The sequence below is a fragment of the Actinoplanes sp. ATCC 53533 genome, from assembly GCF_003947245.1.
Genome location: NZ_QHHV01000057.1, coordinates 49,749 through 64,735 on the forward strand (window position 1 = coordinate 49,749; position 14,987 = coordinate 64,735).

At 71.0% G+C, this 14,987-nt stretch carries 11 protein-coding genes; 6 read left to right on the forward strand and 5 right to left on the reverse strand.

Going from position 1 to position 14,987, the window contains the following annotated elements; translation table 11 throughout:
* Positions 1–39 precede the first annotated feature (39 nt).
* A complete protein-coding gene (locus DMB66_RS19510) occupies positions 40–996 on the forward strand; it encodes an integrase core domain-containing protein (RefSeq protein WP_125805529.1) in 957 nt (318 codons plus the stop codon).
* A gap of 219 nt (positions 997–1,215) precedes the next feature.
* Here the strand turns inward: DMB66_RS19510 and DMB66_RS19515 are convergent, their stop codons facing one another.
* The 3 genes from DMB66_RS19515 to DMB66_RS19525 all read right to left on the reverse strand — a co-directional run bounded on the left by DMB66_RS19515 (position 1,216) and on the right by DMB66_RS19525 (position 3,168).
* A complete protein-coding gene (locus DMB66_RS19515) occupies positions 1,216–1,716 on the reverse strand; it encodes a pyridoxamine 5'-phosphate oxidase family protein (RefSeq protein ID WP_199752502.1) in 501 nt (166 codons plus the stop codon).
* A 7-nt stretch (positions 1,717–1,723) separates the two neighbouring features.
* Positions 1,724–2,380: a TetR/AcrR family transcriptional regulator gene (locus DMB66_RS19520; RefSeq protein WP_125805530.1), complete on the reverse strand. Its 657-nt coding sequence runs from the start codon at positions 2,378–2,380 to the stop codon at positions 1,724–1,726.
* Between the two features lie 98 nt (positions 2,381–2,478).
* Positions 2,479–3,168: a TetR/AcrR family transcriptional regulator gene (locus DMB66_RS19525; RefSeq protein ID WP_125805531.1), complete on the reverse strand. Its 690-nt coding sequence runs from the start codon at positions 3,166–3,168 to the stop codon at positions 2,479–2,481.
* 101 nt (positions 3,169–3,269) lie between these two features.
* Here DMB66_RS19525 and DMB66_RS19530 point away from each other — a divergent pair, with 101 nt between their 5' ends.
* The 4 genes from DMB66_RS19530 (at position 3,270) to DMB66_RS19545 (ending at position 6,614) form a co-directional block, all read left to right on the forward strand.
* Positions 3,270–4,190 (forward strand): NADP-dependent oxidoreductase, encoded by a 921-nt coding sequence (locus DMB66_RS19530; protein ID WP_125805532.1) that lies wholly within the window; start codon positions 3,270–3,272, stop codon positions 4,188–4,190.
* A 32-nt stretch (positions 4,191–4,222) separates the two neighbouring features.
* Entirely contained in the window at positions 4,223–4,594 is a 372-nt protein-coding gene (locus tag DMB66_RS19535) for a DoxX family protein (RefSeq protein WP_125805533.1), read from the forward strand.
* A gap of 31 nt (positions 4,595–4,625) precedes the next feature.
* Positions 4,626–5,300: an SDR family oxidoreductase gene (locus tag DMB66_RS19540; RefSeq protein ID WP_125805534.1), complete on the forward strand. Its 675-nt coding sequence runs from the start codon at positions 4,626–4,628 to the stop codon at positions 5,298–5,300.
* A gap of 153 nt (positions 5,301–5,453) precedes the next feature.
* Complete coding sequence (locus DMB66_RS19545) at positions 5,454–6,614, forward strand: XdhC family protein (protein WP_125805535.1); 1,161 nt, start codon at positions 5,454–5,456, stop codon at positions 6,612–6,614.
* On the opposite strand, the gene DMB66_RS19550 is transcribed toward DMB66_RS19545, so the two are convergent.
* Positions 6,531–11,735 (reverse strand): diguanylate cyclase, encoded by a 5,205-nt coding sequence (locus tag DMB66_RS19550; protein ID WP_125805536.1) that lies wholly within the window; start codon positions 11,733–11,735, stop codon positions 6,531–6,533. The genes DMB66_RS19545 and DMB66_RS19550 overlap by 84 nt on opposite strands.
* A gap of 41 nt (positions 11,736–11,776) precedes the next feature.
* Positions 11,777–12,448 carry a TetR/AcrR family transcriptional regulator gene (locus tag DMB66_RS19555; protein WP_158647287.1) on the reverse strand — a complete coding sequence of 224 codons (672 nt, stop codon included), beginning with the start codon at positions 12,446–12,448 and terminating at the stop codon, positions 11,777–11,779.
* A gap of 219 nt (positions 12,449–12,667) precedes the next feature.
* Between DMB66_RS19555 and DMB66_RS19560 the strand changes: the two genes are divergently transcribed.
* Entirely contained in the window at positions 12,668–14,884 is a 2,217-nt protein-coding gene (locus DMB66_RS19560; protein ID WP_125805538.1) for an MMPL family transporter, read from the forward strand.
* Positions 14,885–14,987 lie beyond the last annotated feature (103 nt).

Consider the following 14,987-nt stretch of genomic DNA (forward strand, 5'->3'; position numbering starts at 1 on the left):
GAGCTGGGGATTTCCCGGCTCGCGTCGAGGATCATCAGTATGTTGGTTCGACTGGTGTACCTGATGATGATCCGGCTGGTTGGCGCTCGGGGGCTGCTGCTCCGAAGCGACACCGCTCTGCTGGCGGAGGTCCTCGCCCTGCGCCATGAGGTGGCGGTGCTGCGCCGGCAGCTGAACGGCCGGCCCCGGCGGCTGCTGCGCCGCCACTGGACCCACCCACGTAAGGCCGGTCGGCCGTCGGTCAGCGACGAGGTCCGCGACCTTGTCCGGCGCCTCGCCCGGGAGAATCCGCGGTGGGGGCATCGGCGCGTCCAGGGTGAGCTGCTGAGGCTGGGCCATCGGGTCGACGCGGGCACGATCCGGCGCATCCTGTCCACCCGGCGGCTCGGCCCGGCACCCCGTGAACTGGACACCAGTTGGCGGACGTTCCTGCGCGCGCAAGCGCACGGCCTGCTGGCGATCGATTTCTTCCACGTTGACACGATCCTGCTCAAGCGGCTCTACGTCCTGGTGGTGATGGAGGTGGCCACCCGCCGGGTCCACCTGCTCGGGGTCACCGCCAACCCGGACCACGCCTGGGTCGTCCAGCAGGTCCGCGACATGATCATGGATCTCGACGAACGAACCAGCCGGTTCCGGTTTCTGATCCGCGATCGGGACGGCAAGTACACCGCCGCGTTCGATGAGGTCTTCACCACAGAAGGCATCACGGTGGTCAAGATTCCGCCGCGGACTCCGCGAGCGAACTGCTACATCGAACGCTGGGGCCGCAGCCTCCGGGCCGAATGCACCGACCGGTTGCTGATCTACCACGAACGGCACGCCCTCGCAGTGGTGGGCGAGTACGTGGACCACTTCAACAACCACCGCCCCCATCAAGGCCGACAACAGTTGCCACCGAACCACGACCCGGCCGTCGTCATCGCCATGGACACCCCGATACGACGCCGACAACGCCTCGGCGGCGTGATCAACGAGTACCGCCGGGCAGCCTGAAGCGATCTTCAAAGTGTCAGCTCACGGCCACATACAGAGTTTGGCACGGTACACCCTCCGGCGGTATCCGGCGACGGTGCAAGCCGCGCTTCCCGCGCCGTCCACCCGCACCGTGAACTGCCTGCGGCGCCGCGACGCGGACGGCCCGCGTTCCGCGATCATTCGTTGCGCTCAGACCTTGACGGCCGAACTCGCGTCCACGACCGGAAGCAGACTTTTCTAGAGCGTGGACGGTGCGGTCGTGCCGCCGAGCGGCAGCGGACCGAGGCCCAGTTTCCGGTGATCCCAGGACCGGGTGCGTTCCACGTCGAGGCGTACGGCGACGCGCTTGTGCAGCATGAACTCCACCAGCGGGCGGACCTCGTCGTTGTACGGGCCGTGATAGCGCTCCCAAATGTTCACGCCGACCTGCCACAGCGCCGCCGGGTCATCGACGATGGTGGCGTGGCCTTCGAGCGAGACGCCGCGTAGGGCGTCGTAGGTGAGGCCGTCCTCGACGAGCACGGTGGCCCGCGGGTCCCGGCGGAGGTTGCGCGCCTTCTGCGCCTTGGCCTTGGTTTCGAACCAGATGGTGCCGTCGAGGCAGGCGAACCACATCGCGACCGCGTGGGGATGGCCGGTCGGGCCGAGGGTGACCAGCGTGGCAGTGCGCTGGCCGGTCAGGAAGGCGGTCGCTTCGTCGGAGGTCATGGCGACCTGGGATCGCTGGTTGATGCCCACGAGTTGCTCATTTCGCCGTGGTGGGGGTGCTCCCGGACGCCGGTGGGCCGGCAAGGATCGCGGTCACGACGTCGAGAAGATCGTCGACGATGTCCTGCCGTGACCACGTGTCGTTGTCGGCGGACATCAGGGCGCGGGTGCGCTCCACGTCGCCGAGCACGTCGAGGGTGATGCTCATGGCCTGAGTCAGGCGGAAGCCGAGCGTCCGCGGTGCCGTGCCGGGTGTCAGCCGGCCGAGCAGGCGAACGAACTCGGCGTTGCGGTCGAGGAACGTCGTGGAGATCTCCGCGAGGCCGCCGGGCCCGCTGCGGAGCAGACCGCCGAGCAGCCGCAGCCAGTGCTCGCCCCCCGATTCCAGCACGACGACGACCGGCCGCACCAGCGCGCCGGCCAGGTCGTGGAATCCGATCACGTCGGCGTCGGCGAGGCCCTTGACGATCGTGTCTCGCTCGGCGGTCACCTGGTCGATCCGGCTGCGCACCACGGCGGCGAGCAGGGCCTGCTTGGAACCGAAGTGGTAGTGGACCGCGGCGACATTCGTGCCGGCCTGCTGCATCACCGCTCGCAGCGAAACTGCACCGACGCCGTGCTCGGCGAACAGCCGCTCCGCGGCGGCCAGCAGACGGCGTTCGGTAGACCCCTCGACAGCCTCCTGCGCGGTCACGAACGCGAATCTATCACTCGATTGAATCGGTCGATAGATTCAGCTCGCGAAGCGGATGGGCCGTCGTGGCGAGGTCGGCCGCACGATGGGGGTGTGATTCAGTCACTCGGGTCTTGCCCGTCGCGTTGTTGATGGGTCGTGCGGAGCATGGCGCGGTAGATCTGCCCAGCTGTGGGCGGGTCGGGTAAGGGTTGTGCGGCCGGGACGGCGCAGGCCTGCAGGAGGTAGCCGACGAGCCGACGCCAGGTTTCCGGGGCGGCGTCGGCGGTGGCGGCCAGGACGCCGGCGTTGGCCATCAGGAACATCGGCATGTCCTCGGTGACGAAGTCGGCGCGCAGTTTCCCTGCGGCTTTGGCGCGGTCGACCAGGGCGATGAAGTCGGCGTAGGCCCGCGCGCGGTCGGCCTCGAACCGTTTCGCGGTGGGGAAGGTCATGGTCAGCACGGTGGTGAAGCCGCGGTCGCCGGCCTGCATGGCGCAGATCTGCTCGACGAAGTCGCGGAATCCGTGCCACGGGTCGGGGTCGGCCAGCGCCTGCCGTGCGGCGTCGGCGTACGCGGTCATCTTGGTCTCGAAGGTGGCGGCGACGAGGTCGGCGCGGGTCGGATAGCGCCGGTAGAGGGTGCCGACGCCGACGCCGGCGCGGCGGGCGATGTCCTCCATCGGCACGTCGACGCCGAGTTCGGCGAAGGCCAGCCTGGCGGCGGCGATGATGCGCTGGCGGTTGCGTTCGGCGTCGACGCGCAGTCGGGGGCCGTCGGAGGTGGGGGGTGGGGCGGGCGATGTCATGCCCACCACTCTAGCCGATAAGTGGAGGCTGCCGTCCGGTTGCGTGCTACGCTACCGAGCATCAAGTGGAGACATGCTTCCGCTTCTATCGAGGAGACCTCATGCGCGCAATCGCCATTGCTGAACAGGGCTCGAGTCCGGCGCTGACCGACCTGCCCGCCCCCGAGCCGGGCGCCGGTGAGGTGCTGGTCCAGGTACAGGCGTCGTCGCTGAACGGATTCGACACGGCGGTCGCCGCCGGATATCTCGCCGGCATGATGGAGCACCGCTTCCCGGTGGTGCTGGGCAAGGACTTCGCCGGCACGGTCAGCGCGATCGGCGAGGGCGTGACCCGCTTCGCCGTCGGCGATCCGGTGTTCGGCGTGGTGGCCAAGCCGTACCTGGCCGACGGCGGGTTCGGTGAGTTCGTGGTGGTCGGCGATCAGATGGGCATCGCCGCCCGGCCGGAGGGTGTCGACGTGGCCACCGCGGGTGCGCTGGGCCTGGCCGGCACCGCCGCCCTGGGCGCCCTCGACGCCGTCGCCCCGCAGGCCGGCGAGACGGTGCTGGTCAGCGGCGGAACCGGCGGAGTCGGTGCGATCGCGATCCAGTACGCCGCGGCGACCGGCGCCACGGTCATCGCCACTGCCCGGCCGGGCGCGGAGTCGGACTTCGTCCGCGGGCTGGGCGCCACCGAGGTGGTGGACCGCACCGGGGATGTGGCCGCCCAGGTCCGCGCGATCAGCCCGGACGGGGTCGACGCCGTCCTGCACTTCGCCGGTGATGCCGGGGTTCTCCGCAACGTGCTCACCGGCAAGGGCCGGATGTCCAGCACCCTGAGCCTGGGATCGGACCGGCACCCGGAGACCATTCCGGTCATGGCCAACCCGGCCGCCGCCACCCTCGATCGGCTCGCCGCCGACGTCGCGGCCGGCCGCATCACCGTGCCGGTCAGCCGCACCTACACCCTGGCCGAGGTGCCCGCCGCGCTCGCGGACTTCGCCGCCGGCAAGACCGGCAAGCTCGCCGTCACCGTCGCCTGACCCACTTTCATCCAGGAAGAGACCCGCGCCTCATGAACATGTTCCTGTGGATCGTCCAGGCGATCCTCGCCGCGATGTTCGCCCTCGCCGGCGTGATGAAAGCGACCCAGCCCAAGGAGAAGCTCGCCGCGAACCTGCCGTGGGTCGAGGACTTCTCCGCGTCGACGGTGCGGTTCATCGGCGTCGTGGAGTTCCTCGGCGCGGTCGGGCTGATCCTGCCCGCTGCGACCGGGATCGCGCCGATCCTGACCCCCATCGCAGCGACCGGGCTCGCGCTGACCATGGTCCTCGCCGCCGCCACCCACATCCGCCGCAAGGAGCCGTCCGGGGTCGCGTTCAACGCCGCCCTATTCGCCCTCGCAGTGTTCGTCGCCTGGGGCCGATTCGGCCCGTACGCCTTCTGACCGTCGTTTCACCCTCACCAAAGGAAACCGCATGCCCACCATCGTCATCGTCGGCGCAGGCGCAGGCCTGGGCCTGTCCATCGGTAAGGTCTTCGGCCGCAACGGCTACAACGTCGCGCTTGTCGCCCGGGACCAGACCAAGCTGGACGCGCTGGCCACGCAACTGTGCGAGTACGACATCGAAGCGGCCGGCTTCACCGCCGACCTCATGGACCGCCCGTCCCTGGTGGACGCATTCGACCGCATCAAACAGCGCTTCGGCACCATCGACGTGCTGGAGTACTCCCCCGCACCGCACCGCCCGGTCCCCGGCATCACCATGGCCGGACCGCTGGAGGCCACCGTCGACAACCTCCAACCCCAGATCGATTTCTACCTGCACGGCGCGGTCACCGCCACTCAGCAGGTGCTTCCCGCCATGCGTGAACGCGGCGCCGGCACGCTGCTGTACACCACCGGGGCATCCTCGGTGCAGCCCAACCCGATGATGGGCAACGTCGGCCCGGCCGCCGCCGCTTTGCGTAACTGGGCGCTCAGCCTGCACCAGGCGCTCGACGGCACCGGCGTCTACGTCGCCCACGTGCCGCTCAGCGTCTGGATCGGTGCCGGCGGCCCGGAAACTCAGCCTGACAACATCGCCGAGCTCTACTGGACCCTGCACACCAAGCGCACCGAAGCCGAACACCTCTACACCGCGGCCCCCTGACAACGGGTTCCACTCGCTGTGACGTCGAACGGATCGGGCGAGCCGGAAAACACACCGGCTCGTCCCGCTCGACTTCGCGACACAGGCGGAGCCAGACGGGCGGCCTGCCTCCTCAATCCAGCTCGTTGTCCCTTCTCGGATGGAGGCCCGGCCGTGCTCAACATCGCGGACACCTTGTATCGCTGGTGTCGTGACGCGCGTCCCTTCGCCCTCGCGACGGTCGTCCAGGTGAGCGGCAGCGCACCGCTTCCCCCGGGCACCTCGCTGGCTGTGGACGCCGACGGCGCTGTCGTCGGCAGCATCTCCGGAGGCTGCGTCGAGGGTGCCGTCTACGACCTGTGCCGGCAGGTTCTGGACGAAAGCGGCGCCGCGGTCCGAACCCGATTCGGCTACTCCGACGACGACGCGTTCGCCGTCGGCCTGACCTGCGGCGGCGAGATCGACGTCCTGGTGCAACGCCCGGGCTCCGAGGACCAACACCATCTCGCGGTGGCCTTGCAACACGCGGCACAGGACCGGCCTGTCGCCGTGGCCCAGGTCGTCGACGGCCCCGAGGATCTGCTCGGCCGCACCCTGCATGTCCACGCCGACGCCACCACGTACGCGGGAACGCTGGGCGCCGAGCACCGTGACCAGACGGTTGCCGCACAAGCCCGCGCCCTGCTCCGGGCAGGACACGGTGGCCGCGTCGAAGTCGGCGGGGGCGTCGACACCTGCCCGGAGGCCATCTCCGTCCTCGTCCATGTCGAGGCACCCCACCCTCGGATGCTGATCTTCGGGGCGGTCGACTTCGCCGCCGCGCTCAGCCAGGCCGGCCGTTTCCTCGGCTACCGGGTCACCGTGTGCGACGCCCGCCCGGTCTTCGCCACCGCCGCCCGTTTCCCGCACGCCGACGAGGTCGTGGTCGACTGGCCGCACCGATACCTGGCGGCCACCGACGTGGACGCCCGTACCGCGATCTGTGTGCTCACCCATGACGCCAAGTTCGACATCCCCCTGCTGCGTCTGGCTCTGAGCCTGCCCGTCGGCTACGTCGGTGCGATGGGTTCGCGCCGCACCCACGACGACCGTCTGGACCGGTTGCGTGCCGAGGGCGTCTCGCAGGACCAGCTTGCGTTCCTTCGCTCCCCCATCGGACTGGATCTCGGTGCCCACACCCCGCAGGAGACGGCCGTCTCGATCACCGCGGAGATCATCGCTCATGCTCACCAGGGTTCCGGCCTGCCCCTGTCACGCCGGACCGGACGCCTGCACCACCCTGTTGCGTCCGGCGCGCTTGGCCTGGTAGAGACCGCTGTCGGCACGGCCCAGTAGCTCGCCGATGGAGTCGCCGGCCGCGTCGAGGCAGGCGACGCCGACGCTGATCGTCACCGGCAGCTCGCCGGCTGCGGTCTTGATCGGCTGGTCGCCGATCGCGGCGCGCAGTCGCTCGGCGATGATCATGGCGCCGTCGGCGCCGGTGTCCGGCAGAATGATCGCGAATTCCTCGCCGCCGTAGCGGCCGAGCAGATCACCGGCACGGACCGTGGTGCCCAGCCTGCGGGCGACCGTGGCGATCACCTCGTCGCCGACCGGATGCCCGTGCACGTCGTTGACCTGCTTGAAGTGGTCGATGTCCAGCATCACCGCGGCCAGCGGGCTGGACCGGCGGGCAGCCAGGGCCAGTTCCCGAGTGGCGGCCGTGAAGAAGTGCCGCCGGTTACTCAGACCGGTCAGTCCGTCGGTAGCGGCGAGGTGTTCGACCTGCGCGAACAGGCGGGCGTTCTCGTACGCGGTCATGCCCTGCCCGGCGAGTGCCGCGCTGATCTCGGCTTGGCCGTCGCGGTATCCGGCCGGATGCGGGGCGGCCAACACGAGCACTCCGACGGCCTCCTGTCGGGCGTGCAGCGGCACGGCCAGCCACGGCGTTCCGGTGGCGGTGTCGAACGGTGCGGGCAGTGGCTGGTCCGCCGTGCCGGTGACCGGTGCGGTGGCGGCGAGCAGTGCGGCGAGTTCCGGCTCGCCGACCAGGACGGTCTCGCCCGGCTCGTCCTGCTCGTCCCACACCCGCAGCTTGTCCCCGTCGAGCACGGCGAGCCAGGACCGGGCGGCGGGCAGGGTGCGGCGCGCGGTGGCGTGCAGCCGGTGCAGCACGGTGGTGGGATCCAACGTGCCGGACAGGTACGCGGTGGCGTCGCGCAGCGTTTCGGCGATGTCGCGTTCCCGGCGGGCGGAGCGGACCTCGACGGCCAACTCGGCGGCGCGGGCGGTCTCCAACGCGGTGGCGACATGGGTGGTGATGGCGGCGAGGACCCCGGCGTCGGCGTCGGTGAACATGCCCTTGGCTACTCGGCTGTCCAGATAGACGACGCCCAGCAGGCGGCCGTCCAGCAGCAGCGGGGCGACCATGATGCTGCGCAGGCCGTGCGCCAGCACGCTCTGCGAGCCGAGCGCCAGGCCTTCCTCGGTGCCGGTGACGACCAGGGTTTCGCGGCCGGCGCGGACGCGTTCGACCAGGGTCGAGCCGTATCCGGTCAGGGTCGTCAGGTCCGCGCCGGCGGCGTCGCGGCCCTGGCGCGGCTGCAGCCGGCCGTCGTCGTCGGCGAGGAACAGGTAGGCGCGTTCGGCGCCGAGCAGGCGGATGACCTCGTCGAGGGCGACCCGGGTGAGTTCGGCCGGGTCGAGGATCCGGGCGGCGGCGACGCTGAGTCGTTCGACGGCGGCCAGGCGCTGCCGGTCGACGCTGTGCGTGCCGCTGGAGACGACCTGGGCGGTGCGGCTCAGGCCGGTGGTGCAGAGGCCGAAGGCGGACCGGATCCAGTTCGCGCGGTGCGGCCAGCCGTGCTGGTCGGCCACTGCCAGCGCGGTGGCGGCCTGCGCGGCCGCGTCCTGCGGCCGGCCGAGCGCGGCGAGGGCCCGGGCCCGCAGCCGGGCCGCTTCGTAGGTGACCAGCGGCGCGTCGGCGTCGTGCAGCGCGCGTTCGGCGGCACCCAGGGCTGCGAGTGCACCCTGGTGGTCGCCGTGCAGGTGCTTGAGGTAGGTCCGGACAACGGCGTGGTGCGCCGCCATCGTTCCCCTGCCCCTGGTGGCGCGGCGCAGATCCCGCTCGGCCCGCTCGAACGCCGCGAGCGCCTCCGGCCGCCGGTCCACGGGCGCGGCGAGGCACTGCTCGATGCGGCCATAGGCGATCGTCGTGAAGACGCAGCGACGAGACAGTGGCATGGTCACGGGTTTGACCCGCATCGCGGCGAGGTCGTCCGCTGCACGGTCGAAGGCGGCGAAGTCGCGCTGCTCGACGGCGGCGAGGGCGGCCGCGTGCAGGCGGGTGTGCCGGTCGCCGCGGTTGGTGAAGCGAGGGGTCTGCGTGTCGCTGCGTCGCTGCAGGGTGTCCGCTTCGGCGACCCGGCCGCGGGCGGCTGCTGCCGCCATGCCCCACACTGCGACGGAGTGCTCGGCCAGGTCAGCCTCGGCGACCCGGCGGCTGCCCTCCTCGTACAGCAGGTATGCGTCCTCGGCGAACCCGGCGTCGAGCAGCATGAACACGCCGCCTTCGAGCATCTTGAGGTACCTGCCGGTGTCGACCACCCGGGACCGGTCGAAGACGGCCGACACGATGTGCCGCGCGCCGGCTGTGCCGAGTATGGCGGACATACCGCGACGCACCCAGTCGACGTATTCGGTCAGGGCGGGCTCGCCTACCTGGGCGCAAGCCTGACGGGCCAGCAGGTAGGAGCGTGCGGAAGGCAGCCCCGCCGCCTGCAGTAGGCCGGCCGTGTTACATCGGGCAAGGGTGTACTCGGCGCTGGCCCCGAGCCGGCTCGCCGGGTAGAGCCCTCGCAGGGTCAGCATCGCGCTGCGCAGCGAGTCCATCATGAACAGGGCGGTGATCGCGGCCGTGTTGTGCAGCCCGGATAGAAGCTGGTACCGGGCGCGACGTGCGGGGTCGCCGGTGCCGAATCCGATCCGGGTTCGCTCCACGGCCATGCCGGCGATCACGTTGAGCGCGGTGGAGACGACCAGCAGCGGCGGGTTGGTCGGCAGCCGGTGACCCAACTCGGCGCAGGCCCGGTGGACGGTGGCGGTGGATTCCTCGAGGTCGCCGGCGGCTTGGTGGAGTTCGGCCAGCCGGGCCAGTATCCGGGCCCGGTCGAGCCGGGCCGGGGCGGCGGCCAGTGCACGGGTGAAGGCCTGCTGTGCCTCGGTGAGACGGCCGGCCTGGTAGCAGGCGGCGCCGAGCAGTTCGTCCACTTCGTATCCCGGGGTCTCCGCCTCCGGGCCGGCCCATCGGTTGACTGCTTCCAGGAATTCGACGGCGTCGGCCGGGGCGTGCCGGGCGAGCGCGGACCGGCCCGCAGCGAGGCAGGCGCGGGCGACCCGCTGCGGGGTCCGGTCGGGGTGGCCGGCGAGGTAGTGCCGGGCGATGGCGTGCACCCGGTCCAGGTCGTCGCCGCCGTCGGAGTCCATCGCCTCGGCGAGGCGCTGGTGGGTCTCGCGGCGTTGCGGCTCGTCGAGCTCGGCGAGCAGGGCGGCGCGGATTCCCTCGTGGACGAACGCGAGCAACACGCCGCGGCGCTCCAGCACTCGGCAGCCGATCGCCTCGTTCAGTGCCGTGGTCACCGTCTCGGCGAGTCCGTCGACGGCCTCCAGCGAGCACGGTGTGAAGGCGGGGCCAATCACCGCGGCGACCGCGAGAACGGATCGGCTCGCGGCGCCGAGGCCGTCCATCCGGCGCAGCATCAGGCCGTAGACGTCGTCCGGCAGGGCCACCGCGTCCAGGCCGTCGGCGTCCAGCTGCCACCGACCCCAGTGCGGCGCGAGCAGGCCGGCGTCCACGACCGCCCGCAGGTACTCGACCACCTCGAACGGCGTGACCCCGCCCCGCGACGCCAGGCGCTGCATCAGGTCGTCGGCGACCTCCAGGCCGCGCGCGCAGGACTGTACGAGCCGGTGCACGGAGGCGGGGTCCAGCGCCTCGAGCGCGACCACCGAGGCCGTGTCCAGCCAGCCGGGGCCCGCCACTCGGTCCGGTGCGGTGGCGAGCACGAGCAGCGGTGCGCTGTCCAGCTGTCCCACGAGGTGGGTGAGGACCGCAACGGTGGCCGAATCGGCGAGGTGTGCGTCGTCAAGGCAGACAAGCAGGCCACCGTGATGGCTGCGGGCCAGCGCCAGGAGGAACCCGGCGGCCCCGTGGCTCAGCCGGTTCGGCTCGTCGATGGCCGGGACGGTGCCCGGCGGGCCCGTGAGGGCGGGTGACAGCGCGTCGAGCCCCGGCGTACCGGCCGCGGCGGCACGGAACAGCTCGGCGCGTCGTACCCGGTCGGTCTCCGAGGTCTGCGCATCGCCGGTGAGGTACTGCTCGATCGCAGAGCGGATCGCCGCGAGCGGGGCCTCGCCGGCAGTGCATCGGGCCCGCAGGACAATGCCGCCATCCCGGCCGGCGGCCGCGACGAGTTCCTGTGCCATCCGCGTCTTGCCCGCGCCAGGTCCGCCGGTCACCAGGGCGACGCCGCCGTGCCCGGACTGGGCCCGGTTCCAGGAGGCGCGCAGTTCGGCGAGCTGCTTGTCGCGCCCGACCAGGGGCTCCGGGTGATCCAAGGCCGGCTCCGGCCGGTCGGCCGGATCGATCAGCAGGGTCAGGTCGGCGGCGAGGGCACCCGCCTCGGGGTAGCGGTCGTCCGGATCCTTGGCCAGTAGCCTCGCCACGATGGCACCGAGCTGTGCGGGCGCGTCCGGTAGGTGGTCGGCCAGCGGCGGGGCGGGCGTGACGGCGTGCATCTGCAGCAGCGTGCCGGTGTCCTCGGCGACGAACGGCGGGCGCCCGGTCAGGCATTCGAACAGCACGGCGCCCAGCGCGTACAGGTCGGACCGGCCGTCCACCGGCCGTTTGATCATGCCGCTCTGCTCGGGCGCCGCGTAGAGGAAGGTTCCGCCGGCCAGGTCGCCGCCGCCGTCGCGGTCGGCCCGCGTCGCCATCCCGAAGTCGATCAGCCGGGCACGGCCGCCCGGCTCGAGCATGATGTTCTGTGGTTTGACGTCGCGGTGCACCAGCCCGGCCCGGTGCACCGCGGCCAGCACATCGGCCACGGCCAGGCCGAGGCGGACCGCCTCGCCGACCGGAAGCCGGTCGGTGGCCAGCACGTCGGCCAGCGGGCGGCCGTCGACCAGATCCATGATCATGTACGCCTGGTCGGCGACCTGTCCGACCTCGTGCACCCCGGTCAGACCTGGATGGCCCACCCAGGCCAGCTGAGCAGCCTCTCGGCGCAGGGTGAGCAACGCCGCCCGGCCGGCACCGGCGCGCCCGGCGTACACCTTCATGGCCCAGTCGGTGCCGTCCCGGCGGACCCGGTAAGTCACGGCGTTCGCGCCGCGGCCGAGCTCGCCCAGGACCGTCACGCCCTGCACCCGGGGAAGTCCCGCGTGCCGGTGCGCGGGGTCTTCCAGCGAGACCGTCACAGAGAACCCTTCGGCACAGTCAGTGAAGAACTTGAGCGTTGTCAGCGTGCCAGTCGGCCCGGGCCTGAGGCTGTGGCGTGAGCCGTGGACGCGGGCACGCCGAGCACGGCCGAAGCGGCGGCGACGACGAATGATTTCTCGTCGGCGGTGAGCCGGCGTCGTTGTGCGAAGGACCCCCGGGGCTCGCCGGTGCGTCGTTCCGGCGGGGTGGCGGTCTCTCCTGCGGTCAGCACGCCCGCGTGGATGACACCCACGACGCACCGGCCGCGCAGTACGGCGGCTTGGTCGGTGCCGCCGCCGATGGCCTGTTGCAGGGTGAGCATGCGCTCTGGCAGGCGCAGGCGCAGCAGTTCGCGGGCCACTGACGGGTCGCCGAACAGGGAGCGCAGCAGCGAGGCGTGCTCGTCGAAGATGTCAACAAGGCGGGCCAGGAGGTCGGCGGTCATCGTTCCGGCGGCGTCGAGGTCGGCGACGAACGCCTCGTGTTCGCTCAGCGGGGGTGTCATCAGGGCGTGCAGCAGCTCCTCCTTGGAGGAGAAGTGGTAGTACAGGGAGCCCTTGGTCATCCGGACCTGCTCGGCGATCTCCTGCACTGACGTGCCGGCGTATCCGCGTTCGACGAACAGCTGCCGGGCCACGTCCAGGATCCGTCGGCGGGTCTCCTCCGCCGCGCTGCCCACCGTCCGCGCCATGACCACCTCCCGTGCTGCCATCCGAGCCTGCGTGTTTGATCCAGCGCCGAACCGTGGTCGATCGTCGGCGATCGGCCGTGGTCGCCCGCTCAGCAAACCGGTTGCGTCCCTGCGACGCAAACGGCCCGATGCCGCGTGAGACGTCGCCGTCGGCGCGCGGCCGCTCTCAGCCAGGTCACAGGAATCGTCGGCTAGGTTCCGCGCGAACATACCGACCGTTTGATTAAAAGGGAGTCCGGCATGGCTGGAATCGCGCGCTGGTGTTTTCGCCGGCGGTATATCGTCGTGTTGCTGTGGGTAGCGGTGCTGGTCGGCCTCGGAGCGATCAACCAGGCCGCGGGCAGCGCCTATTCCAACAGCTTCTCGCTGCCCGGCACCGATTCCAGCAAGGCGCTCGACCTGCTCAGATCCGCCTTCCCGGCGCAGGCCGGCGACTCCGACACCATCGTCTGGCGGGTGTCCGCCGGGTCAGTCCGTGACCCCCAGGTCCAGCAGTCGATCACCGCGATGCTGGACAAGGTCGCCGACGCGCCGTCGGTCGCGGCCGTCAGCAGCCCGTACGCCGCCGGCGGCGCGGCGCAGATCAGCCCGGACGGGCGCACCGCGTACGCCACGGTGAATCTGGATGGACTTGCCCAGGAGGTCCCCAAGCCAGACGTCGAGAACGTGATCTCCCTGGCCGAGTCCGCGCGCACCGACGACGTCGCGGTGGAACTCGGCGGCAACGCGATCCGCCAGGTCAACGAGGTCTCCACCTCGGTATCGGAAATCGTCGGTGTCGTCGCCGCCGCGGTGGTGCTGCTCATCGCGTTCGGATCGTTGCTGTCGATGCTGTTGCCCCTGGTCACCGCGATCGTGTCGCTGGTCGTCAGCGTCCTGAGCATCGGCCTGTTGAGCCACGCCGTCGCCATGAACGACATCGCGCCGACCCTGTCCGTACTCATCGGCCTCGGCGTGGGCATCGACTATGCGCTGTTCATCGTCTCCCGGCACCGCACCGGTCTCAAGGCTGGGCTCACCGCCGAGGAGGCGGCGGTGCGAGCGCTGAACACCTCGGGCCGAGCCGTCATCTTCGCCGGCCTCACGGTCTGCATCGCCATGCTCGGCATGCTGGTCCTGCGGCTGTCGTTCCTCACCGGCATCGGCATCGCCGCGGCGGTGATGGTGCTCATCAGCGTGGCCGCGGCGACAACCCTGCTGCCAGCGATGCTGGGCGTCATCGGGCACCGGGTGCTGAGCCGGCGGGAACGGCGCCAACTCGCCACCGAGGGCCCGCGCGACATGTCCGCCCAGGGCTTCTGGGCCCGCTGGGCCGCCTTCGTGCAGCGGCACCCGCGACTGCTGGCGCCGGCCGCGCTGGCCGTCATGGCAGCGCTGGTCATCCCGGTCTTCTCGCTGCAACTCGGCTCCTCCGACCAGGGCAACGACCCGGCCGGCACCACCACCCGCAAGGCCTACGACATGCTCGCCACGGGATTCGGGCCGGGCTTCAACGGGCCGTTGCAACTGGTCGCCGCGACCTCCTCCCCCGCCGACCAACAGGCGCTGGCAGACCTCGCGAACACCGTCAGCAGGATGCCCGGCGTGGCGGCGGCCGCCGCCCTGCCGGCACAGCCCAGCGTGAAGCTCGGCATCATCCAGGTCATCCCGACCACCTCACCGCAGGACTCCAAAACCAGTGACCTGATCACACACTTGCGCAAGGACGTCATACCCGCCGCCGAGGCGGACACCGGCCTGCGGGTATACGTCGGCGGCCAGACCGCCATCTTCGACGACTTCGCCGACGTCATCACCGCGAAGCTGCCGCTGTTCATCGGTGTCATCGTCGGCCTGGGCTTCCTGCTGCTGCTCCTCGCGTTCCGCAGCATCGTGGTATCGCTGACCGCGGCGGTGATGAACCTGCTCGCGGCCGGCGCCTCGTTCGGCGTGGTGGTCGCGTTCTTCCAATGGGGGTGGGGCTCCGAGACGTTCGGCCTCGGCAAGGCCGGTCCGGTCGAGGCGTTCCTGCCCGTGATGATGCTCGCCATCCTCTTCGGGCTGTCCATGGACTACCAGGTGTTCCTGGTCAGCCGCATGCACGAGGAGTGGGTGCAGAGCCGCGACAACCGGCGGGCGGTCACCGTCGGTCAGGCCTCCACCGGCCGGGTCATCACCGCCGCGGCAACGATCATGATCTGCGTCTTCCTGGCGTTCGTCTTCGGCGGTCAACGGGTCATCGCCGAGTTCGGCGTCGGTCTGGCCAGCGCGGTGCTCATCGACGCTTTCGTGCTGCGGACGGTGCTGGTGCCGGCCCTGATGCACCTACTGGGCAAGGCCAACTGGTGGCTGCCGACGTGGATCGACAGGTGGTTGCCGCACGTTTCGGTCGAACCGGCCGACGACGCCGCTTCGGTTACCGGTCGGGGCCCCGCCGCGGACCCGGCACACCAGGCGATGCCGGCGGCATCGAGCTGAGGTCGCCGAGCCGGCGGCGCAGGCCCGGCAAATCAGCCCGAAGCGGGCGTGCGTCCCGGTATGCGTACGTACGATGAGCTGGACTACAGAGCGCGCGGACGCT

Coding starts and splice junctions, on each gene's coding strand:
- DMB66_RS19555 (WP_158647287.1), bottom strand. CDS start 12,448: ATGGCAGCACGGGAGGTGGTCATGGCGCGGACGGTGGGCAGCGCGGCG.
- DMB66_RS19535 (WP_125805533.1), top strand. CDS start 4,223: ATGAACATGTTCCTGTGGATCGTCCAGGCGATCCTCGCCGCGATGTTC.
- DMB66_RS19525 (WP_125805531.1), bottom strand. CDS start 3,168: ATGACATCGCCCGCCCCACCCCCCACCTCCGACGGCCCCCGACTGCGC.
- DMB66_RS19510 (WP_125805529.1), top strand. CDS start 40: ATGTTGGTTCGACTGGTGTACCTGATGATGATCCGGCTGGTTGGCGCT.
- DMB66_RS19530 (WP_125805532.1), top strand. CDS start 3,270: ATGCGCGCAATCGCCATTGCTGAACAGGGCTCGAGTCCGGCGCTGACC.
- DMB66_RS19540 (WP_125805534.1), top strand. CDS start 4,626: ATGCCCACCATCGTCATCGTCGGCGCAGGCGCAGGCCTGGGCCTGTCC.
- DMB66_RS19560 (WP_125805538.1), top strand. CDS start 12,668: ATGGCTGGAATCGCGCGCTGGTGTTTTCGCCGGCGGTATATCGTCGTG.